The 25691-nt window shown below is 67.8% G+C and carries 24 protein-coding genes and 1 riboswitch; of the genes, 14 read left to right on the forward strand and 10 right to left on the reverse strand.

What is annotated here, in order from left to right; genetic code table 11:
* Nucleotides 1-11: 11 nt before the first annotated feature.
* The gene (gene xseA, locus H556_RS0104880) at nt 12-1610 is read left to right on the forward strand and encodes an exodeoxyribonuclease VII large subunit (RefSeq protein WP_024353369.1); all 1599 of its coding nucleotides are present in this window, start codon (nt 12-14) and stop codon (nt 1608-1610) included.
* Nucleotides 1611-1719: 109 nt separating this feature from the next.
* Here the strand turns inward: xseA and H556_RS0104885 are convergent, their stop codons facing one another.
* Nucleotides 1720-2937, reverse strand: a complete 1218-nt coding sequence (locus tag H556_RS0104885) for a DmpA family aminopeptidase (protein WP_024353370.1) — start codon at nt 2935-2937, stop codon at nt 1720-1722.
* An 87-nt stretch (nt 2938-3024) separates the two neighbouring features.
* On the opposite strand from H556_RS0104885, the gene H556_RS0104890 reads away from it, so the two are divergent.
* Nucleotides 3025-3234, forward strand: coding sequence for a DUF2093 domain-containing protein (locus H556_RS0104890; protein WP_024353371.1), 210 nt, complete (start codon nt 3025-3027; stop codon nt 3232-3234).
* 68 nt (nt 3235-3302) lie between these two features.
* Nucleotides 3303-3797: a response regulator gene (locus tag H556_RS0104895; RefSeq protein WP_024353372.1), complete on the forward strand. Its 495-nt coding sequence runs from the start codon at nt 3303-3305 to the stop codon at nt 3795-3797.
* Here the strand turns inward: H556_RS0104895 and H556_RS0104900 are convergent.
* Nucleotides 3794-4807: a lysophospholipid acyltransferase family protein gene (locus H556_RS0104900; protein ID WP_024353373.1), complete on the reverse strand. Its 1014-nt coding sequence runs from the start codon at nt 4805-4807 to the stop codon at nt 3794-3796. The two genes, H556_RS0104895 and H556_RS0104900, sit on opposite strands and share 4 nt — an antisense overlap.
* Nucleotides 4797-5567 carry an SDR family NAD(P)-dependent oxidoreductase gene (locus H556_RS0104905; RefSeq protein ID WP_024353374.1) on the reverse strand — a complete coding sequence of 257 codons (771 nt, stop codon included), beginning with the start codon at nt 5565-5567 and terminating at the stop codon, nt 4797-4799. The genes H556_RS0104900 and H556_RS0104905 overlap by 11 nt, the downstream gene beginning before the upstream one ends.
* A 109-nt stretch (nt 5568-5676) precedes the next feature.
* Here H556_RS0104905 and tipF point away from each other — a divergent pair, with 109 nt between their 5' ends.
* Nucleotides 5677-6945, forward strand: a complete 1269-nt coding sequence (gene tipF, locus H556_RS0104910; RefSeq protein ID WP_024353375.1) for a flagella assembly cyclic-di-GMP phosphodiesterase TipF — start codon at nt 5677-5679, stop codon at nt 6943-6945.
* Between the two features lie 74 nt (nt 6946-7019).
* Here tipF and ileS read toward each other — a convergent pair whose 3' ends face one another.
* The gene (gene ileS / locus H556_RS0104915) at nt 7020-9941 is read right to left on the reverse strand and encodes an isoleucine--tRNA ligase (RefSeq protein WP_024353376.1); all 2922 of its coding nucleotides are present in this window, start codon (nt 9939-9941) and stop codon (nt 7020-7022) included.
* Between the two features lie 288 nt (nt 9942-10229).
* Between ileS and H556_RS0104925 the strand changes: the two genes are divergently transcribed.
* Nucleotides 10230-10796: a DUF3828 domain-containing protein gene (locus tag H556_RS0104925; RefSeq protein ID WP_024353377.1), complete on the forward strand. Its 567-nt coding sequence runs from the start codon at nt 10230-10232 to the stop codon at nt 10794-10796.
* 4 nt (nt 10797-10800) lie between these two features.
* Here H556_RS0104925 and H556_RS0104930 read toward each other — a convergent pair whose 3' ends face one another.
* From H556_RS0104930 to H556_RS0104940, 3 genes are read right to left on the reverse strand one after another with little or no spacing between them, the layout of a single operon-like run.
* Nucleotides 10801-11730: a bifunctional riboflavin kinase/FAD synthetase gene (locus tag H556_RS0104930; protein WP_024353378.1), complete on the reverse strand. Its 930-nt coding sequence runs from the start codon at nt 11728-11730 to the stop codon at nt 10801-10803.
* Between the two features lie 12 nt (nt 11731-11742).
* Nucleotides 11743-12204, reverse strand: a complete 462-nt coding sequence (locus H556_RS0104935) for a MaoC family dehydratase (RefSeq protein WP_029673216.1) — start codon at nt 12202-12204, stop codon at nt 11743-11745.
* A gap of 38 nt (nt 12205-12242) precedes the next feature.
* Nucleotides 12243-13112 (reverse strand): TIGR01459 family HAD-type hydrolase, encoded by an 870-nt coding sequence (locus tag H556_RS0104940; protein WP_024353380.1) that lies wholly within the window; start codon nt 13110-13112, stop codon nt 12243-12245.
* Nucleotides 13113-13220: 108 nt separating this feature from the next.
* Between H556_RS0104940 and lspA the strand changes: the two genes are divergently transcribed.
* Nucleotides 13221-13748, forward strand: coding sequence for a signal peptidase II (gene lspA, locus H556_RS0104945; RefSeq protein ID WP_024353381.1), 528 nt, complete (start codon nt 13221-13223; stop codon nt 13746-13748).
* A gap of 69 nt (nt 13749-13817) precedes the next feature.
* On the forward strand, nt 13818-14384 hold the full coding sequence (locus H556_RS0104950) for a DUF3035 domain-containing protein (RefSeq protein ID WP_024353382.1): 567 nt from the start codon (nt 13818-13820) through the stop codon (nt 14382-14384).
* A 69-nt stretch (nt 14385-14453) separates the two neighbouring features.
* Here H556_RS0104950 and ispH read toward each other — a convergent pair whose 3' ends face one another.
* Nucleotides 14454-15425 (reverse strand): 4-hydroxy-3-methylbut-2-enyl diphosphate reductase, encoded by a 972-nt coding sequence (ispH, locus tag H556_RS0104955; RefSeq protein WP_024353383.1) that lies wholly within the window; start codon nt 15423-15425, stop codon nt 14454-14456.
* 148 nt (nt 15426-15573) lie between these two features.
* Between ispH and H556_RS0104960 the strand changes: the two genes are divergently transcribed.
* From H556_RS0104960 to H556_RS0104975, 4 genes are all read left to right on the forward strand, one after another.
* On the forward strand, nt 15574-16221 hold the full coding sequence (locus tag H556_RS0104960; RefSeq protein ID WP_024353384.1) for a hypothetical protein: 648 nt from the start codon (nt 15574-15576) through the stop codon (nt 16219-16221).
* A 3-nt stretch (nt 16222-16224) separates the two neighbouring features.
* Entirely contained in the window at nt 16225-18024 is a 1800-nt protein-coding gene (argS, locus tag H556_RS0104965; protein WP_024353385.1) for an arginine--tRNA ligase, read from the forward strand.
* 39 nt (nt 18025-18063) lie between these two features.
* A complete protein-coding gene (locus H556_RS0104970) occupies nt 18064-19074 on the forward strand; it encodes an adenosine deaminase (RefSeq protein ID WP_024353386.1) in 1011 nt (336 codons plus the stop codon).
* 126 nt (nt 19075-19200) lie between these two features.
* Nucleotides 19201-20502: a Y-family DNA polymerase gene (locus tag H556_RS0104975; RefSeq protein ID WP_024353387.1), complete on the forward strand. Its 1302-nt coding sequence runs from the start codon at nt 19201-19203 to the stop codon at nt 20500-20502.
* Between the two features lie 174 nt (nt 20503-20676).
* On the opposite strand, the gene pncA is transcribed toward H556_RS0104975, so the two are convergent.
* Together pncA and H556_RS0104985 are read right to left on the reverse strand one after the other, a co-directional pair.
* Nucleotides 20677-21309, reverse strand: a complete 633-nt coding sequence (gene pncA, locus H556_RS0104980; protein ID WP_024353388.1) for a bifunctional nicotinamidase/pyrazinamidase — start codon at nt 21307-21309, stop codon at nt 20677-20679.
* A 4-nt stretch (nt 21310-21313) separates the two neighbouring features.
* Nucleotides 21314-22282: a class 1 fructose-bisphosphatase gene (locus H556_RS0104985; protein WP_024353389.1), complete on the reverse strand. Its 969-nt coding sequence runs from the start codon at nt 22280-22282 to the stop codon at nt 21314-21316.
* Nucleotides 22283-22396: 114 nt separating this feature from the next.
* A riboswitch (glycine riboswitch) is annotated at nt 22397-22493 on the forward strand.
* A gap of 161 nt (nt 22494-22654) precedes the next feature.
* On the opposite strand from H556_RS0104985, the gene gcvT reads away from it, so the two are divergent.
* The 3 genes from gcvT to gcvPA all read left to right on the forward strand — a co-directional run bounded on the left by gcvT (nt 22655) and on the right by gcvPA (nt 25685).
* On the forward strand, nt 22655-23767 hold the full coding sequence (gene gcvT / locus H556_RS0104990) for a glycine cleavage system aminomethyltransferase GcvT (RefSeq protein ID WP_024353390.1): 1113 nt from the start codon (nt 22655-22657) through the stop codon (nt 23765-23767).
* 85 nt (nt 23768-23852) lie between these two features.
* Nucleotides 23853-24218, forward strand: coding sequence for a glycine cleavage system protein GcvH (gcvH, locus tag H556_RS0104995; RefSeq protein WP_024353391.1), 366 nt, complete (start codon nt 23853-23855; stop codon nt 24216-24218).
* A gap of 120 nt (nt 24219-24338) precedes the next feature.
* Nucleotides 24339-25685, forward strand: a complete 1347-nt coding sequence (gcvPA, locus tag H556_RS0105000) for an aminomethyl-transferring glycine dehydrogenase subunit GcvPA (RefSeq protein ID WP_024353392.1) — start codon at nt 24339-24341, stop codon at nt 25683-25685.
* Nucleotides 25686-25691: the final 6 nt, after the last annotated feature.

Genomic DNA, 25691 nt, shown 5'->3' on the forward strand with positions numbered 1-25691 from the left:
AGGATGGCGCCATGACCTCCGACGACGACTACGCTTTCGAGGGCGCGGCCCCGCAACCCGCCCGCGACAACAATCCGCCGCTGTCGATCTCGGAGCTGAGCTTCGCCCTGAAGCGCACCTTGGAGGAACGCTTCGGCCATGTGCGGCTGCGCGGCGAAATCTCCAAGGTGAACCGCCACGCCTCGGGCCACGTCTACCTGACGCTGAAGGACGACAAATCGGCCATCGACGGCGTGATCTGGAAGGGCGTGGTGCGCGGTCTGGGCGTCCAGCCCGAGACGGGGCTGGAGGTCATCGTCACCGGCAAGATCACCTCCTATCCGGCGCGCTCTTCCTATCAGATCGTGATCGAGAGCATGGAGGCGGCGGGCGCGGGCGCCCTGCTGGCCCAGCTGGAGCGGCTGAAGGTCCGCTTGCGCGACGAGGGCCTGTTCGACCCGGCGAAGAAGCAAGCTCTGCCCGCTTTCCCGGCAACCATCGGCGTCATCACCAGCCCCACCGGCGCCGTCATCCGCGACATCCTGCACCGCATCGCCGAGCGCTGGCCCTGCCGCGTCATCGTCTGGCCCGTTGTGGTTCAGGGCGACGCCGCCTGCGGCCAGGTGTCGAACGCCATCCGCGGCTTCGACCAGATGACGCCTGACGGGCCGATCCCCCGCCCGGACCTGCTGATCGTCGCGCGCGGCGGCGGCTCGGTCGAGGACCTGTGGTGCTTCAACGACGAGGGTCTGGCGCGCACGGTCGCAGCCGCCCGCATCCCCATAATCTCGGCCGTCGGGCACGAGACCGACACCACCCTGATCGACTTCGTCTCCGACCGCCGGGCGCCGACTCCGACCGGGGCGGCCGAAATCGCCACGCCGGTGCTGGCCGATCTGCGCTGGGCGCTCAGCGATCTGGAGGGCCGCCTGTCGCGCGCCGGGGCGCGGATGCTGGAGGACCGCCGCACCCGCCTGCGCGCCGTCGCGCGCGGCCTGCCCGCCCGCCCCGAAGACCTGCTGGCCCTGCCGCAGCAACGACTGGACCTCGCCGCCAGCCGCCTCGGTTCGGGCCTGCACCGCAACGTCGCCGTGCATGAGCGACAGTTGGCGGTCGCGGCCGGTCGACTGACGCCTGGCCTGCTGCGCGCCCGCGTCGAGCGAGGTCAGGACCGCCTGCGCGGCGCCGCCGACCGTCTGGGCTCCGCGCTTCAGGCCGGGGTCGCCCGCAACGAGCGCCGCCTGCTGCAAACGGCGGGCCGCCTCAGCCCCGCGCCCCTGCACCGCCGCCTTGATCAGAGACAGGCGCGGCTGGAGGCGCTGAGCGTACGTCTGGACGGGGTCATGCCGCGTCGGCTGGAGCGCGCCGAGGACCGCCTCGCCTCCCTGTCCCGCGCCCTGACGACGCTGAACCCCAAGACGCCCAAACCCGGCTTCGCCCGCATCGAGGACGCCCAGGGCGCCATGATCGCCTCTGCCGCCGCCCTGTCGCCGGGTCAGACGGTGCAGATCGTCTTCGGCGACGGCGCCAAGGGCGCGACGATCGACGGCGAGGGTGGGATGCCGCGCCCCACGCCCAAGTCCGCACCGCGCCCGAAGGCCCCTCCTGCCGGACAGGGCGACCTGTTCTAACTTCTAATAACTCCGCTCCTCCCGGCGGACGCCGGGACCCAGTGCTTTGGCTTCAACCTCAGCGCTTGAAAACTCGGCGCCAGTCTCCAGAGAACCGAGCGCGTCGCTCTCACTGGGTCCCGGCGTCCGCCGGGATGAGCGGGTTTAAAGGGGCCGCGCCGCCGGCCTCGCCCAGCACCGCCTTCACCGCCTCGATGTCCAGCGCCTCAACCGTCACCGGCTTGCCATCAATGACCGAGGTCGTCGTCTGCGCCTTCAACAGGGAGTTGAGGATGGCCTCCTCCGTCGCCTCGGCGACCGCGACGAACAGGGGCGACATCCGGTCGTTGGGCCAGTCCGCGACCATCGCCTGCCCCGACCGGCGTTCCGATGTCCGTCGCACGCCATCCGCCGTCGAAAACGCGATTGCATAGTCTCCTGACCCGTTCGAGAAGGCCGCCCCCGTCCGCGCCAGACCGGCGAAGGCGCGGTTCGCCAGCCGCTCCAGATTGCGGTCCGACAGCGGCGCATCGGTCGCCACCACGATCATGATGGAGCCGTCGGCGCGCTCATTCTCCACCTCTTCGCGCAGGTAGTAACGGCCCAGCCGCACCCCGACCGGCGCCCCGTCGATGCTCAAGACCCCGCCGTAGTTCGACTGGACCAGCACACCCACGGTGAAGCCGCCCAGACTATCGGGCAGCTTACGCGAACTGGTGCCGATCCCGCCCTTGAAACCGAAAGCAATGGTGCCCGTCCCTGCGCCGACCGCGCCCTGCTCGACCGGGCCTGTCGTCGCCGTCTCGATGGCCCGCACCACGTCGGCGGCCGTGACGACGCGCGCGCGGATATCGTTCAGCCCGCCATCGTTCGTCTCGCCCACCACGGCGTTGACCGAGCGGACATCCTCATGCCCCGGCTGTTTCAGCGTCCAGTCCAGAACGCCGTCGATCCCTCGCGCCACGGACAGGGTGTTGGTCAGGATGATGGGCGTCTCGATCTCGCCCAGCTCCCTGATCTGGGTCGCGCCCGCCAGCTTGCCGAAGCCGTTGGCGACCGACAGCCCGGCCGGAACCTTGTCGCGGAACAGGGAGCCGCCGTGCGGCACGATGGCGGTGACGCCAGTGCGGATGCTGTCCCCCGAATGCAGCGTCACCTGCCCCACTTTTACGCCCGCCACATCAGTGATGGCGTTCAACGGTCCCGGCGACAGTATGCCCGGCGCCCGTCCGAGGTCGCGGATCGTCGGGCGCGCCTCCGCCCCAGCCTGAGCGTTCACGCCGGAGGCGGCGGCCAGAACGGCGGCCGAAACGGCGACGGCGAGAACGGCGGCGGGCGATCGAGACATGAAATATCCGGCAGATAACGGAGGCGCACGGCCAGATGACCGCGATTCGGCTCTCGTGCCGCACCCGGTCCGCGCTATGATGGCCCCATGAGCACGCAGATTCCTCAAGACTCGGGCCAGACGGCCAGCCTGCACTATGGCGACGGCGAGTTCGCTGTTCTGTCCGCCGGCGCCTTTGTGCGTTGCGCCGTCAGCGGCGTCGCCATTCCCCTGGCGGCCCTGCGCTACTGGTCGGTAGAGCGACAGGAGGCCTATGCCGGGCCGCGCGAATATCTCGCCGCCCAGCCGCCGGGTTGAGCAGCGACTTTTCTTCGCCCTCCCTGTCCGCCGGATGATCCCCGGCACCTCCGTTCGCCGGTGTTCCAATGTCCGCCCTGAGTTCGATCCACGTCCTGCTGGTCGACGACAATCCCAATATGCGCGCCATCGTCGCGGCCATGCTGAAATCCGTCGGCGTCGGCCGCCTGACCGAGGCCGAGGACGGGGCGGCGGCGCTGGAGTTGCTGCGTCAAGAAGCCGTCGACATCGCCATCGTCGACTTCCGCATGAAGCCGATGGACGGGGTGGCCTTCACCCGCGCTGTCCGCAACGAGGCTGACAGCGCCAATCCCTATCTGCCCGTCATCATGATGACGGGCCATTCCGAGAAAAGCCGCGTAACCGAGGCGCGCGACGCGGGCGTCACCGAATTCGTCGCCAAGCCGGTCAAGGCCCAGACCCTGCTGACGCGGATCGAGGCGGTGATCCTGCGTCCCCGCCCCTTCGTGCGTTCGGCCAGCTATTTCGGCCCAGACCGTCGCCGCACGCGAACCGAGAGCTACGCCGGTCCGTTCCGTCGCGCCGACGACACAGCGATTTAGGCCTCAGCCTCTCGCAGCGCCTCATAGACTTGAGGCGGCCAGCGTTTGTGCACCCAGAACCAGTCGACCGGATGCTCGCGCACCCGATCCTCGACGAAACGGTTGGCCGCCAGCACTCCCGCCCGCACATCGGCGGCCTTGTCGCCCGTGTCCGGCACGGCGATCGGCTCATGGGCCGTGACGCGGAAACGCACGCCCGGCAGACGCACCACCGACAGGGGCTGCATCACCGTGCCGAACTTCAGCGCCATGCGCGCCGCGCCCGGCGAGGCGTTGACCGGCTGGCCGAAGAACTCGACCTCCGGCCCCTGGCTGTATTTCTGATCGACCAGCAGGGCGATGGATTCGCCGCGCTTCATCCCCGCCATCAGCTCGCGCGTGCCGTCGCCCTTGGGCGCGAACAGCTTGATGCCGTAACGCTCGCGGCTCTGGCGGATCAGGGCGTCGACATAGGGATTGTTGGCCGCGCGATAGGTCACCTGGCACGGCACGCCCGCCGCCATGATGACCGCCGCCATGACCTCGAAATTGGCCAGATGGCCCGAGATCAGCACGACCGGGCGGCCACTGTCGCGCACGGCGTGAAGCCGCTCCAGCCCGACGATGTCGATGCGCCCGCTTTCCGGCGTCAGTCTGTCCATGACCGCCAGTTCGGCGAAGGTGCGGCCCGTCTGCTCCCACTGATCCACGGCCAGACGGTTGCGCTCGCCTTCGTCCATGTCGGGAAAGGCGATGCGCAGGTTGCGCGTCACCGTCTTGTGCGTGCCGGTCAGCGGCCCCAGCGTCCGCAGCAGCTTGCCGCCGAAGCCCGAGGCCCGCTCGACGCCCAGCAGGCGCAGAAAGCCGAACAGCCCCTGAAACGCCGCCGCCTCCAGCCGCCAGTTCAGGTCCTGAAGAAACGGGACCTCTTTATGTGCGCTACCGCCCTTCGGGCTACTTGAGCGCGTTTGATCGTCTCTATGTGCGCTACCGCCCTTTGGGCTGCTTGAGCGCGTTTGATCACCAGGCAATCGTCAGTCCGCCGTCCACCACAAGGGTCTGGCCGGTCACATAGGCCGACGCAGGGCTGCACAGATAGACCGCCGTGCCGGCAATTTCATCCGGCTGGCCGATCCTTTTCAGCGGCGCAGGATCGGTGACGGTCTTCAGCAGCTCCGGATTCTCCCACAGGTAGCGGGCGAAATCGGTCTGAACCAGGCCCGGTGCGATACAGTTCACCCGCACGTTCGACGGCCCATATTCGACCGCCAGATTGCGCGCCAGTTGCATATCGGCGGCCTTGGAGATGTTGTAGGCGCCGATCAGGCCGTTGCCGCGCAGGCCGCCGATGGACGAGATGATCAGGATCGCCCCGTCCTTCCGCTCCAGCATCTCCGGCGCGACCATCTGGATCAGCCAGTGGTTGGAGATGACGTTGTTCTGAAGGATCTTTTCGAACTGTTCGTCGGCGATGCCCGCCATCGGCCCGGCGTAGGGATTGGTCGCCGCATTGCAGACCAGGATGTCGATCCGGCCAAAGTCGGCGCGCGTGTCGTCCACCAGCCGCTGCAGGTCTTCCTTGGAGGCGATGTTGGCGGGAATGGCGATGGCGCGGCCCTCGCCATGCTTGTCATTGATGGCGACGGCGACCTCTTCGCACGGCCCGGCCTTGCGCGAGGAGATGACGACGCGGGCGCCGTGCTCGGCCAGACGCTCGGCGATGGCCTTGCCGATGCCCTTGGAAGAGCCGGTGATGATGGCGACCTTGCCGCTCAGATCGAACAATTCCATGCGTTAACCTCCTTTTACCGCCCGTTTATCCGCGCGGACCCTAGCCGTTAGCCTTCGTTAACGTGATACTTGATCGATTCTATAGGGAAAGGCGGTTCTGACCGGCCCCATGCGAAAGATCACCGGCGGCTTCCTGTTCTTCGGCTACCTGTTCCTCGCCCTGACCATCGGGGCGATGATCTGGCGCGCCGGTCTTGGAGCGGGCGCAGGCGCAGCCGGAGTGCTGGGCGCGCTGGGGATCATGGCCGGCGCCCACGCCATCGTCACCGGCATGGCCGACCGCCGCGCCCTGCGTCTGGAAATCGGCAAGGTGCGCGAGGCCCACCGCCTGCTGGCCGACGCGATGGAGTCGACGCAAGGCGCCCTGACCGAACTGGCCCAGGCCATCGAGACCGGCGCCCTGTCGCGCACCGACGCCCTGACGGGCGAGGTGCGGATGCTGGAAGGTCTGGTCCAGCAGATGAGCGAATCCATCGAGGAACGGCTGGCCGCCTCCACCTTGACCGCCGACACCTTCGAAGGCCGCCGTCAGGTCCAGTCGAACACCCTGCTGAAGACCGTCCACGACGCCCTGAGCGAGAACCGCGTCGACCTGTATCTGCAGCCCGTCGTGACCCTGCCCCAGCGGCGGACGGTCTTCTATGAAAGCTTCACCCGCCTGCGCGACCCCTCGAACCGGGTGATGATGCCCGCCGAATACCTGTCGGTGGCCGAGGGCGAGGGCCTGCTGCCCGCCATCGACAACCTGCTGCTGTTCCGCTGCGCCCAGATCGTGCGCCGTCTGGCCAGTCAGGACCGCAAGGTCGGGGTCTTCTGCAACATCTCGCTCGCCTCGCTGGGCGACGAGACCTTCTTCCCGCAGTTCCTCGACTTCCTGAGCCAGAACCGCGACCTGAAGGACGCCCTGATCTTCGAACTGGGTCAGGCGACGTTCGACGCGCGCGGCGCCGTCGAAGCGCGCAACATGGCCAAGCTGGCCGATCTGGGCTTCCGCTTCTCCATCGACAAGGTGCAGACGCTGGACCTGGACTTCGCCGACCTGCAACGCTCGGACGTGCGCTTCATCAAGGTGGCGGCCGACCTGCTGATCGAACAACTGCTGGACCTGGACGGCGCCGCCCCACTGCCCAGCCAGCCCGACATCCGCGCCGGGGACTTCGCCCCCTTGACCCGCCGCCACGGCCTGGAACTGATCGCCGAAAAGGTCGAGAGCGAGAAACAGGTCGTCGACATCCTTGAGCTGGATATCGCCATGGGCCAGGGTCATCTGTTCGGCGAGCCGCGTGCCATCAAGGAAGCCGTCCTGGCCGAGACCGACCCGCCCGCCGACTTCGTCCGCTCGACGCTGAAATCGGCTGAGCAGCGGGTGCGGCTCTAGGCGCGGGATCCTTCTCCCCCTGTGGGAGAAGGAAGAAAAAGGCCCCTCCGGCGAACGGAGGGGCCTGATCTCCTTTACGCCTTGCGCGCATCCAGCCAGCGCACCGTGTCAGCGTCGCGGGCCGACAGGTCGGGGTAGTCGGCGTCAGAACCGACGTCCGGCACACGGCGCCAGGAGCGAGCGCACTTGGGATAGTTCGCCGTCTTCACCTCGACCGTGACGGCGTCGCCGCCCGCCACGAGTTCGGCGCCCGAGGTGCGGAACACCTCGGCGGCGTCCAGCCCCTCGAACGGCGCCAGCAGTTCAGCCGGGGCCGTCACCACCGGCCAGGCGTCCAGCGCCCCGCCGATGACCTTGTCGCGACGTGCGGCTTCCAGGGCTTCGTTGACCTCTTCCAGCACAGTCTCGACCTTGGCCCAGCGCGCCGCCTCAGCCGCGTTTTCCCATCCGGCGGGCGTCTCGGGGATCACCCGCGCGCAGTTGGTGCCGGCGTCGGGGAAGCGCGTGGTCCAGGCCTCGTCCATGGTGAAGGGCGTCAGCGGAGCCAGCCAGGTGGTCAGGCGGCTGAAGACCTCGTCCATCACCGTGCGGACCGCACGACGCTTGATGCTGTCGGGACGGTCGCAATAGAGGCTGTCCTTGCGCACGTCGAAATACAGCGCCGACAGATCGCCCGAACAGAACTCCAGCACCGGCCGCACCACGTCCTGGAAGCGGTATTCGGCGTAGGCCTGACGCACCTGAGCGTCCAGCTCCCACAGGCGATGCAGGATGAACTTCTCCAGCGGCGGGAACTGCGAATAGTCCGTCAGGCGCTCTGCCTCGTCGAAGCCGTTCAGCGCGCCCAGCAGATAGCGGACGGTGTTCCTCAGCTTGCGATAGGCGTCGACTGTGGTCTGCAGGATCTGCTTGCCGATGCGCTGGTCGTCCGAATAGTCGACCAGAGCCACCCACAGACGCAGGATGTCGGCGCCGGATTCCTTGATGATGGTCAGGGGGTCGGTCGTATTGCCCCGCGACTTCGACATCTTCTCCCCGTTCTCGTCCAGGGTGAAGCCGTGGGTCAGGACAGCGTTGAACGGGGCGCGACCGCGCGTGCCACAGCCTTCCAGCAGCGACGACTGGAACCAGCCGCGATGCTGGTCCGAGCCTTCCAGATAGAGGTCGGCGGGCCAGTGCGACGGGCGGTCGCCCGTATAGCCGCTCGCGGCCGTGCGCGGGTCCAGGGTGAAGGCGTGGGTCGAGCCAGAATCGAACCAGACGTCGAGAATGTCCGTCACCTTCTCGAACCGCTCGGGATCATGCGCGCCCAGGAAGTCGGCGTCGGGCGCCGAGAACCAGACGTCGGCGCCGCCCTCGGCCACGGCCTTGACGATGCGGGCGTCGACCTCGGGATCGTGCAGGGGCTGGCCGGTCTGCTTGTCCACGAACATGGCCAGCGGCGTGCCCCAGGCGCGCTGACGGCTGATCAGCCAGTCGGGGCGGCCCTCGACCATGGAGCGGATGCGGTTCTTGCCCGCCGCCGGGTGGAAGGCGGTGGCGTCGATGGCGTTCAGCGCACGATCGCGCAGGGTCGCGCCGTCTTCCAGCTCCTCATCCATGCGGATGAACCACTGCGGGGTGTTGCGGAAGATGATGGGCGCCTTGGAGCGCCAGCTGTGCGGATAGGAGTGTTCCATCCGGCCGCGCGCCAGCAGGTTTCCGGCCTCGATCAGCTTTTCCATCACGGCGCCGTTGGCGGGACCGAACTTGCCCGTCTTCTTGCCCTCGGTCTCCAGCACCTTCAGGCCCGCGAACAGAGGAACATGCTCATAATAGGCGCCGTCGGGATCGACCGTGTCCGGCACCTCGCGATGACCGTGGGCCAGCCAGACGGCGAAGTCGTCCGCCCCGTGGCCCGGCGCCGTGTGGACGAAGCCGGTTCCTGCGTCGTCGGTGACGTGGTCGCCCGCCAGCAGCGGCACGGAGAAGCCGTAACCGCTGTCCAGCGCGGCCAGCGGGTGGGCGCATTCCAGACCCGACGGGTCGATGTCGTAGACGCGCGTCCAGGCGGCGATCTTCGCGGCCTTGAACACCTCTTCGGCCAGCTTGTCGGCGAGGATGAAGCGGTCGCCCGGCTTGGCCCAGGGCTCATAGTCCAGCCCTTCCTCAAGGGCCGTGACCTCATACAGGCCGTAGTTGATTTCGGGGCCGTAGCTGATCGCCCGGTTGGCCGGGATGGTCCACGGCGTCGTGGTCCAGATCACGATCGACGGCGTCGCCGTGCGGAAGGCCAGCAGGTCGTCCGGGTGGCTGTCGGTCGCACCGACCACCGGGAACTTGACCCAGATCGTGGGCGAGACGTGGTCGTGATACTCGACCTCGGCGTCGGCCAATGCGGTGCGCTCGACCGGCGACCACATCACCGGCTTGGATCCGCGATACAGCTGGCCCGAGTTCTTGAACTTGTGGAACTCCGAAACGATGGCCGCCTCGGAGGCGAAGTCCATGGTGGCGTAGCGGTTGGCGAAGTCGCCGGTGACGCCCAGACGCAGGAACTGGTCGCGCTGCAGGTCGATGTATTTGCCGGCGTATTCGCGGCAGGCGGTGCGGAACTCCTCCTTGGAGACCTCGTCCTTGCGGCGGCCCTTGGCGCGGAACTGCTCCTCGATCTTCCACTCGATCGGCAGGCCGTGGCAGTCCCAGCCCGGCACGTAGTCGACGTCATAGCCCAGCAGGAAGCGCGAGCGGACCACGAAGTCCTTCAGCGTCTTGTTCAGGGCGTGACCGATATGGATGTCGCCGTTGGCGTAAGGCGGGCCGTCGTGCAGCACATAGAGGGGCGCGTTCTGCGATTGACGGAGGCTGCGCAGATGGCCGTACAGATCGCCCCACTGGGCCAGGATTTCCGGCTCCTTCTTGGGCAGGCCGCCGCGCATCGGGAACGGCGTCTCGGGCAGGAAGACGGTGTCGCGATAGTCGCGGCCGGAAGGGGTCTGGGTGTCGGCGTCAGCCATGAAATGTCTTTTCGTCTTTGCGCGCGCGGCCGCTTCGGAAGCGGCGTCAGGCGTCAGTCTAGCGTGAAGCCGCCGAACGGCCCATGCCCTGATGCCTCAAGGCGGCGACGTCTCGGCGGAATGTTTCGAGAAAATCCCGACGTGCGCGGGGCTGTCAGCCCTGCAGCGCTACGCCGGGCGGCTAATCGAAATCGGACGGATCACGCGAACGGTCATGATGGGAAGGCTCTAGCAGACCCCGCGCCCCCTGCGCCATAGTCCAGACGCACAGATGGGGAGACGGATGAGATGCGTGTTCAAGCCTTGGCGACGGCGGCGGTGTTGGCCCTGACGGCGGCCGCCTGCTCGGAACAGAAGAGCGCCCCTGCGGCTGGAGAGTCGGCCGCGCCCGTCCTGACCGGCCGCGCCGCCGTCTATGCGGCGGGCGAAAGGGACGCCGAAGCCTTCGTGCGCGCCCTCTATGCCCGCGTTAGCGAACCGAAGGACACGCCCGACCCGGCCGAGGCGACAATCACCCCCGGCCGAGACCCGCTCTATTCGCGCACCATGAACGCCCTGATCGGCGTCGACGACCGTGAAGCCAAGCGCAAAAAGAGCGCGCCTCGCCTCAACTACGACCCCGTCTGCGCCTGCCAGGACGCCGAGGCCTTCGCCCTGAAGTCCGTGAACATGACGCCCGAAAGCCCTCAGGCCGCGACCGCCGAAGTCGTTTTCGCCAACCACGGCCAGGACCACCGCCAGACGCTTAAACTGCTGAAGGAAGGCCCGATGTGGCGCATCGCCGATGTGATCGACGACAAGGGCAAGTCGCTGCACGACGACCTGATGGCCATCGCCGAAAAGGCGCCGGGCTGAGGCGTCAGCCCAGAACGGCCCTTGCCGCCTCTGCATCCGCCTCAATCTGAACCTTGAGCGCGTCCAGACCGTCGAACTTCATCTCGGCGCGCAGGAAGGCGACCAGTTCCGTCTCCAGCACCTGGCCGTAGAGGCTTTCGTCGAAGTCCAACAGCCAGACTTCCAGCAGGGGCTGTTCGATCTCGAACATCGGGCGCACGCCCAGATTGGCGACGCCGTTGATGACTCGCCCGTCCGGCAGGCGGGTGCGGGTCGCATAGACCCCATAGGCCGGGCGCATATAGTCGCCCATCGCCACATTGGCCGTCGGCACGCCGATGGTGCGGCCGCGCTTGTCTCCGTGGATCACCTCGCCCTGAATGGCGAAGGGGCGGCCCAGGATGGCGGCGGCGCGGGCCATGTCCCCGGCCTTCAACGCCTCGCGCACGGCGCTGGACGACAGCTTGAGCCCTGAGGCGTCGTCGATGCGGTCGGTGACGGAGACGGTGAATCCCAGCGTCTCGCCATAGGCTTGAAGCAAGGCGGGCGAGCCGGAGCGGCCCTTGCCGAAGGTGAAGTCGAAGCCGACGGCGGCGTGGACGATCCCGAGGCCTTCGGACAGGACGCGTCGGGCGAATTCCTCGTCCGACATGCCGGCCATCTCGCGATCGAACGGCAGCAGATACAGGCGGTCGACTCCCAGCGGCGCCAGGGCGCGCGCCATCTGGTCCGGCGTCATCAGGCGGAAGGGGGCCGCCTCGGGCTGGAACAGGCGGCGCGGATGGGGATCGAAGCTGACCACGGCCAGGGGGACGCCCAGCCGGTCCGCCGCCTCGCGCGCCGAGGCGATAACCGCCTGATGGCCGCGATGCACGCCGTCGAAGGCGCCGACGGCGACCGCCGCCCCCTGCTGCGCTGCGGTCAGACCGCGCCAGTCGCGAATGACTTCGACCACTTCAGGCGGCCTTCAGCGCGCCGAAGGCTTGCGGCGACGCGGCACGCGCACGACGGCGACGCCGTCCATGATCAGCTTGTCCTCGACAAAGCCCTCGCATTTCAGCTGGGCGCGGGCGCCTTCATGGTCCAGCTCGATGACCGTGATCTGAATGCGCACCATATCGCCGATCCGTACCGGGAAATGGAACGACAGGGTCTGGGAGATGTAGATCGACCCCGCGCCCGGCAGGATGGTGCCCACCACCGCCGAGCCGAAGGCCGCCGACAGCAGGCCGTGGGCGATGCGGCCGCGATAGGCCGTCTTGGCGGCGAAGGCTTCATCCAGATGCACCGGATTGAAGTCGTCGGACGCCTCGGCGAACAGACGAATCCGCTCTTCGGTGACGTGAACCGTCTTCTCTGCGGCCATGCCGACGTGGAGTTCGTCGAGGATATAGCCGCCCGACGGGTGCGCTTGGACCAGATCAACCATGTGCGGCCTTTAAGGCAGGTGCGACGAAATGGCGAGACTTACCAGGTCAGTTCCAGCGCGGCGTAGCGAGCGAAGGTCGTCTCGGCGCGAAGCAGTTCGGCGGCGCGCGCCGGATCCAGGGAACCGTCGGCCGCCCTGGCCGCATCGCCGTGAATGCCCTGTGCGATGAACAGGCAGTCCAGCGCCTGCTCGGCGGCGCCCAGGACATCGGTCACCACGCCGTCGCCGATGCACAGCACACGTGAACGGTCGACGGCGCGGCCCAGCAGGCCTTCCGCCTCCTTCAGCGCCAGGGCGTAGATGGGCGCGAACGGCTTGCCCGCCATGATCACCCGCCCGCCCATCGACTCATACAGATCGGCGATGGCGCCGCCGCAATAGATGATCGTATCCCCGCGCTGGACCACGCGATCGGGGTTGGCGCAGATCAGCTCCAGTCCGCGTTCAGCCGCCGGAGTCAGACGTTCGCGATAGTCCTCGGGCGTTTCGGTCGTGTCGTCATAGGGACCGGTGACCGAGATGAAGGCGGCGTCCTCGGCGCCGTGGGCGCTGGTCAGATCCAAACCTTCATACAGGGCGAAGTCGCGATCCGGGCCGATGATCCAGGCCGGGCCGGGCGCGCGGCGCGCAAGCTCCATCCGTGTGGCGTCGCCCGAGGTGACAAAGGCCTTCCAGGCGCTGCGCGGCACGCCCAGTCCATCCAACTGCGCTACCACGTCCGAAGACGGGCGCGGCGAGTTCGAGATCAGGACGACATGGCCGCCCTTCTCATTGAACTTGGTCAGGGCCTCGCAGGCGGCGTCCCAGCTCTCGCGCCCGTTGTGGATCACGCCCCAGACGTCGCAGAGCAGGATATCGTAGTCATTGGCGACGGCGGACAGGCGGGGCAACGGATGAGGCTGGGTCATGCCCCGCTTATAGCGAGTGAAAACCGGGGGGAAAGGCCGTGGCCGACGATGGGGCAGCCTGCGCTTTCCCTCTTCGCCGTCGCTCGTCTTCCTGCTAACCGGCTGGACATGAAGATTTCCCGTCTCGCGCTGGGCGCCTACGGCATCGCCCTGGCCGTCATCATCCTGGACCAGTTGACCAAGGCCTGGGTGCTGGGGGCCATCGACGCCGCCCATATCTCCCACATCCCCGACGGCTATCGCATCGCCGAGGTCGCGCCGCCGGTCTTCAACCTGACCTATGTGCTGAACACGGGCGTCAGCTTCGGCCTGTTCGGCGGCGGCGCGGGGCGCTGGATCCTGAGCATCTTTTCGGTCGTGGTGGCGGGCCTGCTGGCCTGGTGGGCGACACGGGCGAATCGCCGCCTGCTGGTCGCGGCCATCGGCCTGGTCATGGGCGGCGCCGTCGGCAACGTCATCGACCGCATCCGCTTCGGCGGCGTGGTCGACTTCCTCGACTTTTCGGGCACCGGCCTGTTTCCGTGGATCTTCAACATAGCCGACAGCGGCATCACCATCGGGGTTATGCTGCTGATCCTGGACAGCTTCCTGTCCGAGCGTCGCACGACTGTTGGCGCGGCCCACGAAAAGTCGTAATCACACCCTCTTAACTTATCGACCCGAGCCAGCGCCCCGACGGGCGCGCCTCCCGGAGCCGAACGACCCATGCGTATCCGTCCCGTCCTGATCGCGACCCTGGCCGCCGGCGCGGCCCTCAGCCTGAGCGCCTGCGGATCGATGAAGCAGAGCATCGGCCTGTCAAAGGTTGTGCCGGATGAATTCGTCACCGTGGCCAGCGCCCCCCTGGTGGTGCCGCCCGAATACGGCCTGACCCCGCCGACGCCGGGCGCCCCGCGTCCGCAGGAACTGGCCCCCGAAAGCGCCGCGCGCCAGATCCTGCTGGGTCAGCGCCAGGCGGTGACCCGCACGCCGGGCGAACAGGTCCTGGCCGCCGAGGCCGGCGCCGACCGTGCCGACCCCTTGGCCCGCTATGTCGTCGATGACGAGTTCGGCAACCTGGCGCACAAGGAAGAAAGCTGGGCCAATCGCCTGATGTTCTGGCGCAAGAACGATCCGTCCAGCCAGGCTGCGACGGTGACCCAGACGCCGGAGGGCGCCAAGACCATCGACGCCTCCAGCGAACACGCCCGTCTGGAAGCCCTGACCGGCGGCCGCGAGGGCATCACCATCGCCCCGCGTCGCGACACCCGCTTCAAGCTGCCGGGCCTGTAAGCGGCCTCAAGCCGTTCGAGAGATTAAAGGCGCGTTCGTTTCGACGGACGCGCCTTTTTCCTGTTTGGATCAGGTCGTCAGGGCGCGCGGCAGTTTGAAGGTCACGGTCTCGCGGGCGCCGTCGTCCTCGGTCACGGTGACGTCGAAGCGAGTCCGCAGGGCGTCGATCACCCCCTGCACCAGCGGCTCGGGCGCCGAGGCCCCGGCGGTCAGGCCGACCGTCTCAACCCTGTCGAACCAGCTCCAGTCCAGATCGCCCGCATCATCGACCAGACGCGCGTCGCCCGCCCCCGCCTTCAGCGCCACATCCACCAGCCGCGCCGAGTTGGAGGAGTTCTTGGACCCCACCACCAGCACCAGGCCGCAACCGTCGCCCAGCCGCTTGACCGCCTCCTGACGGTTGGTGGTGGCGTAGCAGATGTCTTCCTTGTGCGGGTCGGGCAGTTCGGGGAAGCGCCGCTTCAGCGCCGCCAGAATCTCGGCGGTGTCGTCAACGGACAGCGTCGTCTGGGTGGCGTAGGCTAGCGGCTGATCGCCGGGACGCTGGAAGTTTTCCGCATCCTCGACCGTCTCCACCAGACTGATGGCCCCGGCGGGAAGTTGGCCCATGGTGCCGACGACCTCGGGGTGGCCCGCGTGGCCGATCAGGATGACGTGGCGGCCTGCAGCGAAATTGCGCTCGGCCTCGACGTGGACCTTGGACACCAGCGGGCAGGTCGCGTCCAGAAACAGCATCTCGCGCGAGCGGGCTGTGGCGGGCACAGACTTGGGCACGCCGTGAGCCGAGAAGACCACCGGCCGATCATCCGGGCACTCATCCAGTTCCTTGACGAAGACGGCGCCCAGCCCTTTCAGCCGATCAACGACGTGTCGGTTGTGAACGATCTCGTGGCGCACATAGACGGGAGCGCCGTATTTCTCGATGGCGCGCTCCACGATCTGGATCGCCCGGTCCACCCCGGCGCAGAAGCCGCGCGGCGTCGCCATGCGAACGATCAGGGGGCGTCGTTGAAACTGTGAGGGCGGTACAGGCGCGTTCATGGCCGCGAACTTAGGACTTTGCGCGCCGGATCGCCACCGGAAGTCCGCGCGCCGTTTGCCGCGCCTCGCTTTAGCCGCTATCACCACCCAGCGTGGCCCGTTCGGGCGTCTGATCGGCCCGCCTTCATCGACTGCCGGAAAGCTCCTGATGCGTCGCGTCCTGACCGCCCTCGCCGCCCTTTCTCTTACGGCCGCGCTGATCCCCCACGCCGCCGAGGCCCAGAGCGGGCGCCCACAAGGCGGCCAACAGGGCGGACAGAAGGCTGAAAAGGCGCCGTCGCGCCCGATGCGTTTCGCTCCGCTCAGCCGCCGCGCCAACGCCGGTCCCTGCCCCTATGTGAAGATTCTCTACGACGCGGCCCGCTACGTCGAACTGGCGGACTATGAGCGTCCCTCGGCCAGCGGCGTCGGCTTCACCGGCGAGATCGAAGGCGTCAATTCCGACTGCACCTATCGCGAAAACGATCCGATCCGTCTGGACATGAATCTGCTGTTCAGCCTGGGCAAGGGTCCGCAGGCGCAGGGCGACGCCCGCACCTATCGCTACTGGATCGCCGTGACCGAGCGGAACTCCGCCGTTCTGGCCAAGGAATATTTCGATCTGCCGGTAACCTTCGGCGGGGCCGACCGCACCCAGGCAGAGGCCAGCCAGACCATCGTCATCCCGCGCGCCGAAGCCACCACCAGCGGCGGCCACTTCGAGGTCCTGATCGGCTTTGAGATCACGCCCGAAAACGCCGAGTTCAACCGATCCGGCAGCCGTTTCCGCCCGACTGCGGGCCAACAGACCGACTAAGACATGACCGACCTCAAGACTTCTCTCAGCGAAGCGGTCGGGTCCGCCTTCGCCGCCGAAGGCGTGGACAAGGCCCTGGCCCGCGTCACCGCCTCCGACCGTCCCGATCTGGCCGACTTCCAGTCGAACGGCGCCCTGGCCGCCGCCAAGGCGCTGAAGGCCAATCCGCGCGAACTGGCCGCCAGGGTGGCCGAGCGTCTGGCGGCCGATCCGCGCCTGTCGTCGGTCGAGGTCGCCGGGCCCGGCTTCATCAACATGAAGCTGTCGAATGCGGCCCTGGCGCAGCGCGCAGCCGAGGTCGCGGCGGACGAAGAACTGGCCGGCGCCTCGCGCGTCGAACCGCGTAAGGTCGTCATCGACTACGGCGGCCCAAACGTGGCCAAGCCCATGCACGTCGGCCATTTGCGCAGCGCCATCATCGGCGAGAGCCTGAAGCGGCTGTTCCGCCTGCGCGGCGACGAAGTGGTCGGCGACGCCCACTTCGGCGACTGGGGCTTCCAGATGGGCCTGCTGATCACCGCCTGCGGCGACGAAGGGCTCGCAGACGCCTTCATAACCGAGGGCGACGGCCCCTTCCCGACCGAGACGCCGGTGACTCTGGCCGACCTGGACCGACTGTATCCGCTGGCGGCGGGCAAGGCCAAGGAAGACCCCGCCTTCCGCGACCGCGCCCGCAAGGCGACCGCCGAACTGCAGGGCGGCCGCCCCGGCTATCGCGCCCTGTGGCAGCACTTCGTCGCCGTCAGCCGCGAGGCGCTGAAGCGCGAATATGACGACCTGTCGGTCGACTTCGACCTGTGGAACGGCGAGAGCGACGCCGATCCCCTGATGGACGAGATGATCGCCGACCTGAAGGCCAAGGGTCTGTTGGTCGAGGACGACGGCGCCCAGGTGGTTCACGTCGCCCGCGACGGCGAGACCCGCAAGAAGAAGCTGGCCGACGGCTCGGTGATCGAGGCGCCGTCGCCCCCGCCCCTGCTGGTCATCAGCTCGGAAGGTTCGGCCATGTACGGCACGACCGACCTTGCGACGATCCTGGACCGCAAGAAATCGATCGGCCCGGACCTGATCCTCTACGTCGTGGACGAGCGTCAGGCCGAGCATTTCGAACAGGTCTTCCGCGCCGCCTATCTGGCCGGATACGCGCCCGAGAAGTCGCTGGAACACCTCGGCTTCGGCACCATGAACGGCGCCGACGGCAAGCCGTTCAAGACCCGCGCGGGCGGCGTCCTGAAGCTGCGCGACCTGATCGATCAGGCGACGGAAAAAGCGCGCGAGCGCCTGCATGAGGCCAAGCTGGGCGACGACCTGCCCGCCGAAGAGTTCGAGGATATCGCCCACAAGGTGGCGGTGGCCGCGCTGAAGTTCTCGGACCTGTCGAACAACCGCACGACCAGCTACGTCTTCGACCTCGACCGCTTCATGAGCTTCGAGGGCAAGACCGGCCCCTATCTGCTGTATCAGGCCGTGCGGGTGAAATCCCTGCTGCGCAAGGCTGCAGAACAGGGCGTGGCCTTCGCCCCCATCGTCATCGAGGAAGCCGCCGAACGCGATCTGGCCCTGACGCTGGACGCCTTCGACGCGGCCACGGCGGACGCCTATGACAAGCGCTCGCCCAACCTGATCGCCGAACACGCCTATCGGCTGGCCCAGAGCTTCTCGAAGTTCTACGCCGCCTGCCCGATCCTGGTGGCGCCGGACGAAGCGACCAAGGGCTCGCGCCTGGCCCTGGCCGCCGCGACCCTGCACCAGCTGGAGACGGCGCTGGGCCTGCTGGGCATCGAGACGCCCGAGCGGATGTAATGTGATAAGGGGGAGGCGACCGCCAAGGAGCCTCCCCTCATGTCCCTCGACGCCTTCATCGCCGGCCTGCCCAAGGCCGAACTGCACCTGCACATCGAAGGCTCGCTCGAGCCCGAACTGATGTTCGAGCTGGCGCAGCGCAACGGCGTCGCTATCCCCTACGACGGCGTCGAGGCCGTGCGCGCGGCCTATGACTTCTCGAACCTGCAGGACTTCCTCGACATCTATTATGCTGGCGCGGCCGTGCTGCTGACCCGTCAGGACTTCGAGGATCTGGCCTTCGCCTATTTCCAGCGCGCCGCCGCCGACAACGTGCGCCACGCCGAGATTTTCTTCGATCCCCAGACCCACACCGACCGGGGCGTCCCCTTCGCCGTCGTGGTCGAGGGCCTGATCGCAGGCATGGACCGGGCCAGGAGTGAGCTGGGCGTGACCTCCGGCCTGATCCTCAGCTTCCTGCGCCACCTCAGCGAGGACGAAGCCTTCGCCACGCTGGAAATGGCCAAGCCCTATCTGCACCACTTCATCGGCGTCGGGCTGGATTCATCGGAAGTCGGCCACCCGCCGTCGAAGTTCCAGCGCGTCTTCGCCGCCGCTCGCGAGTTGGGCCTGAAGCTGTGCGCCCATGCGGGCGAGGAAGGCCCGCCGGAATACGTGCGCGAGGCGCTGGACCTGCTGCACATCGACCGCATGGACCACGGCAACCGCTCGATGGAGGACGAGGCCCTGATCGCCCGCCTGGCCGCCGAACAGATGACGCTGACGGTCTGCCCCCTGTCGAACCTGAAGCTGTGCGTGGTCAAGGATCTGAAGGATCACCAGGTCCCCGAGATGCTGCGCCGGGGCCTGCACGTCACCCTGAACTCGGACGACCCCTCCTATTTCGGCGGCTATGTGAACGCCAACTATATCCAGTTGGCCGAGGCGGTCGGCCTGACGCGGGAGCAGGTGACGCAACTGGCGAAGAACAGTTTCGAAGGCAGCTTCCTGAACGACGCCGACAAGGCCGCGAGGATCGCCGAGGTCGATGCCTACGCGGCGGCGAACTGAGACCCTTCCTTCCGTCATCCTCCGGCAAGCCGCGCAAGCGGCGCAGACCGGGGGATGACGAACGAAGGAGGCGGGCCGCGCCAGACCTCACTATCGAGCCACAAATGTTCCTGATATGTTCACCACATGGAGCACCCCGGCCGAAAGCCTGATGAAGACGCCGCGGGGCTGCGCTGGCTGTTCATCGACCTGAACGCCTTCTTCGCCAGCGTCGAGCAGCAGCGGAACCCCGACTGGCGCGGCAAGCCGGTCATCGTCCGCCCGGCGATCAGCGAATACACCGGCGCCATCGCCGCCAGCTATGAGAGCAAGGCCTTCGGCGTCCGCACCGGGATGCAGGTGGCCGAGGCGCGCCGCCTGTGCCCCGACCTGATCGTCGCCGAGGCGCGGCCCGACCTCTATGTTCAGGTCCACAAGCAGATCATGGAAGAAATCGACCGACACGTGCCGGTGTGGAAGGTCGGCTCCATCGACGAATGCTCGTGCGAACTGATCGGGCCGGAGCGGCGCGAGGCGAACGCCGTCGCCCTGGCCCGGCGCATTCAGGCGGGGATCATGGAGAATGTGGGCGAGTGCCTGCGGTCCTCCATCGGGCTGGCGCCTTCACGGTTTCTGGCCAAGACGGCCTGCGGCATGAAGAAGCCCGCCGGGCTGACCATATTGCGCGCCCATGAACTGCCCGGCGCCATCCTGCACCTGCCGCTGTCGCAGTATCCGGGTGTCGGCTCGCGCATGCAGCAAAGGCTGGCCGCGGCGGGCGTCACGGACACGGCGGGTCTGTGGAGCATGACCGCCAAGGAGGCGCGCGCGGTCTGGAACAGCATCGAGGGCGAGCGCATCTGGCGCGGCCTGCACGGTCTCGACAGCGAGCCGACGCCGGTCAAGCCGCCCGCCTCCATCAGCCACAGCCATGTGCTGGCGCAGGCCATGCGCAACCCGGACAAGGCGCGGGCGGTCGCGCGGCGGCTGATGGTCAAGTGCGGGGCGCGGTTGCGGCGGATGGGGCTGACGGGCGCGGGCATCAGCCTGCATCTCGACATGGGGCCGAAGGGCGCCAAGCGCGGCTGGGACACGACGGGCCTGACCCGCGCCATCGCCCCGACGCAGGACACCTTCGCCCTGCTGGCTGCGCTGGACGCGCTGTGGCGCCGGGTCGAGCCGGAACTGGAGGCCGGGCGGCTGAGCTATGTCGGCGTCGGCGTCCACGGCCTGACGGCGCGCGACGCTTTCGAGGCCGACCTGTTCGACATCGGCCCAGATCAGGGCGGCGATGCGCCGTCCCTTCGCCTGTCGCAGGCGCTGGATGCGCTGAACAAACGCTATGGCAAGGACACGGTCAGCATTGGTCCCAAGGCGGGCCTGCCCGACTACATCGGCGCCAAGATCGCCTTCACCCGCATCCCCGACGAGGCAGATTTCTATGAGTGAGTTCCCTTTCGTCATCCTCCGGCGAGCGTAGCGAGACCGGGGGACCCAGCGGCGCGCGTGAGCGCGAAACAGCCACGCGCAGCGCTTGCCGCAAAGGTCGCCTTCGGCGCCGCTGGGTCCCCCGGTCTGCGCCGCTGCGCGGCTTGCCGTAGGATGACGAAAGAAAAAGAGCAGTCAGCCGATGAGCGACGCAGCCTCGATCTCAGCCACGCCCAGCACCGCGAAACTGGTCTTGGCGGCCGCCGCCGTGTCCGGGGCGATGGCGCGGCAGGCGTCTTCGATGACCACGGCCTCAAAGCCTTCGTTCACCGCGTCTTCGGCGGTGAAGCGCACGCAGTAGTCATAGGCCAGACCGCACAGGAAAACGCGCTTCACGCCCAGATCGCGCAGCAGGCCCGCCAGACCCGTCGCCGTCCTGTGGTCGTTCTCATAGAAGCCGGAATAGGAATCGACCGCCGGATTATAGCCCTTGCGGACCACGGCCAGCGCCTTGTTCACCGCAGGCGCCGCGTCGGGGTGAAAGTCCGCCCCCGGCGTCCCCTGCACGCAGTGATCCGGCCACAGCATCTGCGGACCGTAGGCGACCTCGATCTGCGTGAAGGGCGCCGCGCCTGCGTGGTTGGAAGCGAAGCTGATCTGGTCCGGCGTGTGCCAGTCCTGAGTGGCGATGACGGTCGCGAACCGTTCGGCCAGTTGGTTGATCAGGGGCATGATCGCCGCCCCGCCCTGCACCGCCAGGGCGCCGCCCTCGCAGAAGTCGTTCTGGGCGTCGATGACCAGCAGGGCGTCAGAAGCGTCGATCTCCATGGCGTCAGGCCGCCGCGATCTGGTCGACTTCGTTGGCCGAGCCGAGCACGACCGGCACCCGCTGGTGCAGTTCGGTCGGGGTCACGTCCATAATGGCCTGCCTGCCGTCGGTAGTGGACTTGCCGCCCGCCTGCTCGACCAGGAAGGACATGGGGTTGCCCTCATACATCAGGCGCAGCTTGCCCGGCTTGTTCGGCTCGCGCGCATCCCACGGATAGAGGAAGACGCCGCCGCGCATCAGGATGCGGTGCACGTCGGCCACCATGGCGGCGACCCAGCGCATGTTGAAGTTCTTGCCGCGCGGGCCGTCCGCGCCCTTCAGGCAGCCGTCGACATAGCGCTGGACGCTCTCGGCCCAGTGGCGCTGGTTCGACATGTTGATGGCGAACTCCTTGGTATCCGCCGGAATGCGCACGTCCTCATGCGTCATCAGCCAGCGGCCGTCGGGCGCCAGGGTGAAGCCCGCCACGCCCTTGCCCGTGGTCAGCACCAGCATGGCCTGACCGGCATAGACGGCGTAGAGCGCCGCGACCTGATGTCGCCCCGATTGCAGGAAGTCGGCCTCGGTCGGCTGGGCCGAAGGCGATTTCAGCACCGAGACGATGGTGCCGACCGGCGCATTGATGTCGATGTTGGACGAGCCGTCCAGGGGGTCGAACAGCACCAGATACTCGCCCGCCGCATTGGCCGAGGGCTGCATCGTGTCCTTTTCCTCGGACGCCACGCCCGCCACGGCGGGGCAGGCCAGCAGGGCCTCGGTCAGCAGGTCGTCGGCGATGACGTCCAGCTTCTTCTGCTCTTCGTCCTGCACATTGACGGCGCCCGACGCGCCCAGCGCCCCGACCAGGGCGCCGCCCGCCACCACCTGGCGGATCTCGACGCAGGCGGCGGCCGCCGTCGTCAGCGTCGCGACCAGTCCCTGCGGCAGGTCGAGGGAGACGAGGTGGGCGGCGAGATCGGTGCGGGCGGTCATGACGTCCTTGAAATCCTGTGGGCGAAGCGGGGTTCCGCCCCTCATGGCCCTTAGGATCGACGGCGGCAAGTCCGGCGCCGCTTGACTCGGCGCTGGATTCACGGCCTTAGGTCGAACGCTCTCGCGGGAGAGACCGGGGCCGTTCGCGGCGCCCGGAGCCGAAGGCGCAACCGCCCCGGAAACGCTCAGGCAAAAGGACCGCGAAAGCGCACGGACGCTGGAAAGTCGCCGAAGGACGGAGGGTCCCGACGCGCGCCGACGGAGCAAGGCCGAACCTTTTCGGGAACGGTCGGAATCTCTCAGGCTTCGAAGACAGCGGGGGCGCAACGACGGCGAAGCTATCGCCGCAACCTGCGACCCGGAGGCGACGCCATGAGCGATCAGGCCCTTAAGACTACCCCCCTTAACGCCGCGCATCGCGCGCTGGGCGCCCGCATGGTCGGCTTCGGCGGCTATGACATGCCGGTCCAGTATGAAGGCGTGCTGGCCGAGCACCGCTGGACCCGCGAGCACGCCGGCCTGTTCGACGTCTCCCACATGGGTCAGGCCAAGATCACCGGCGTCGACGCGATTGCACAGTTCGAGCGCTTCGTGCCCGGCGACTATGAGATCGTGAAGCCCGGCAAGCAGAAATACACCCTGCTGCTGAACGAACAGGGCGGCGTCATGGACGACCTCATGGCGGGCAAGCCGTTCGAGGACGGCCTCTACATCGTCGTCAACGCGGGCAACAAGCACGCCGACTTCGCCTTCCTGAACGCCAATCTGTCGGGCGATGCGAAGCTTGAGGTGCTGGACCGCGCCCTGCTGGCCATTCAGGGGCCGGAAGCGGCCGCCGTCATGGCCGCCCATTCGGCTGAGCTGGCCGACATGGGCTTCATGGACTGCCGCACCATCCGCCTGTTCGACGAGGACTGCATCGTCTCGCGCTCGGGTTACACCGGCGAGGACGGCTATGAGATTTCGGTTCCGGCCGCCGCCGCAGAGCGCGTGTGGAACCTGCTGCTGTCGGACGAGCGGGTGAAGCCGGTCGGTCTGGGCGCGCGCGACTCCTTGCGTCTGGAAGCCGGTCTGCCGCTGCACGGCCACGATATCGACGCCGCAACCACTCCGGTCGAGGCGGGGCTGACCTTCGCCCTGTCCAAGTCGCGCAAGGAACGCGCCGACTTCGCCGGCGCCGAGACCATCCTGAAACAACTGGCCGATGGCCCGGCGCGCGTCCGCGTCGGCCTGCACGTCAAGGAAGGCGCCCCCGCCCGCGAAGGCGCCGAGATCGCCGACATGGACGGCGCTGTCATCGGCAAGGTCACTTCGGGCGGCCCCTCGCCGTCGCAGGGGCGCAACATCGCCATGGGTTATGTGCCGCCCGCCTTCGCCGAGCTGGGCACGGAACTTAAGGTTCTGGTGCGCGGCCGCCCCGCCGCCGCCGAAGTCGTCGCCACGCCCTTCGTGCCGACCCGCTACTACCGGAAGCCGAAGGCCTAACGCCTTCCTTCCGCTCCTCGGCGCAGGGCCGAGGAAGACGCCTTGAAACAAAGCCTGGGCCACAGGCTCTATGAGGAAGACCAAGATGAAGTTCACCAAGGATCACGAGTGGGTTCGCCTGGACGGCGACGTCGCCACGGTAGGCATCTCCAAGCACGCCGCTGACGCCCTGGGCGACGTGGTGTTCGTCGAGACGCCGGAAGCGGGCAAGACCGTCTCGGTCGGCGACAGCTTCGCCGTCGTGGAATCGGTCAAGGCCGCCTCTGACGTCTACGCCCCGATCGCGGGCGAAGTGATCGAAGGCAACGCCGTGCTGGCGACCGCCCCGGAAACCGTCAACGCCGACGCCGAGGGCGAAGGCTGGTTCGCCAAGATCAAGGTGTCCGACGCCTCGGTGCTGGACGGCCTGATGGACCGCGCCGCCTACGACGCCTACCTGACCACCCTCTAAGTTCCGCTGTCGTCCCCGGACGGCGCGGCGCGCCGGTCCGGGATGCCGGATTTCCCGCCGCTTGAAGCGCTCCCGGAGCGTCGCGCCCCGCGACCTCCGGGATGCCGCCGAGGACCTGTAATGCGCTACCTCCCCCTGACGCCCGACGACCGTGAGGCCATGCTGGCCGCCATCGGCGCCAAATCCATCGACGACCTGTTCATCGACGTGCCGCAGGCCGCGCGCCGCGACGGCTTCGTCGACCTGCCCCGCGTGGCGGGCGAGCTGGAGGTCGAACGCGCCCTCTCGGCCATGGCGGGCAAGAACGCCACGGCCTCGACCGTGCCCTTCTTCTGCGGCGCAGGCGCCTATAAGCACCACATCCCGGCCACGGTGGACCACGTGATCCAGCGGTCGGAGTTCCTGACCAGCTACACCCCCTATCAGCCGGAAATCGCGCAGGGCACCCTGCAGTACCTGTACGAGTTCCAGACCCAGGTCGCGAACCTGACCGGCATGGAGGTCGCCAACGCCTCCCTCTATGACGGCTCGACCGCCATGGCCGAAGGCGTGCTGATGGCCACCCGCGTGACCCGCCGCAACAAGGCCGTCATCTCGGGCGGCGTCCACCCCCACTACGTCAAGGCGACCGAGACCGTGGTTCACGCCGTCGGCGTCGAAACCGAGGCCCTGACCGCCGCCGTCGACGCCGAAGACGCCGTCATCGCCGCCATCGACAAGGACACGGCCTGCGTCGTCGTCCAGACCCCGAACGTCTTCGGCACCGCCACCGACGTGACCAAGATCGCCGAGGCCGCCCACGCTGCGGGCGCCCTGCTGATCGTCGTGGTGACGGAAGCCGTGTCGATGGGCCTGTTGAAGTCGCCCGGCGAAATGGGCGCCGACATCGTCGCGGCCGAAGGCCAGTCGATCGGCAACGCCCTGAACTTCGGCGGCCCCTACATCGGCCTGTTCGCCACCCGCGAGAAACTGCTGCGCCAGACGCCCGGCCGCTACTGCGGCGAGACGGTGGACGCCGAGGGCAAGCGCGGCTTCGTCCTGACCCTGTCCACGCGCGAGCAGCACATCCGCCGCGACAAGGCGACCTCGAACATCTGCACCAACTCAGGCCTGTGCTGCCTGGCGTTCAGCATTCACATGAGCCTGCTGGGCGAGACGGGCCTGCGCCAGTTGGCCCTGCTGAACCACGAGAAGGCGGTCGCCACGCGCGACGCGCTCGCCGCCATTCCGGGCGTCGAAATCCTGACCCCGCGCTTCTTCAACGAGTTCGCGGTCAAGCTGCCCAGGAACGCCGCTGACGTGGTGCAGACGATGGCCGACAACGGCGTCCTGTGCGGCGTGCCCTACAGCCGCCTGAACCCGGATGCGGGCCTCGACGACGTGCTGCTGGTCGCCGCCACCGAGACGACGCTGGACGCCGACATCAAGATCCTGGCGGGTGCGCTCGCCAAGGTTCTGGCCGCCTGAGGGAGA

It is taken from the genome of Brevundimonas naejangsanensis DSM 23858, assembly GCF_000421705.1.
GTDB classification, from domain to species: Bacteria; Pseudomonadota; Alphaproteobacteria; order Caulobacterales; family Caulobacteraceae; genus Brevundimonas; species Brevundimonas naejangsanensis.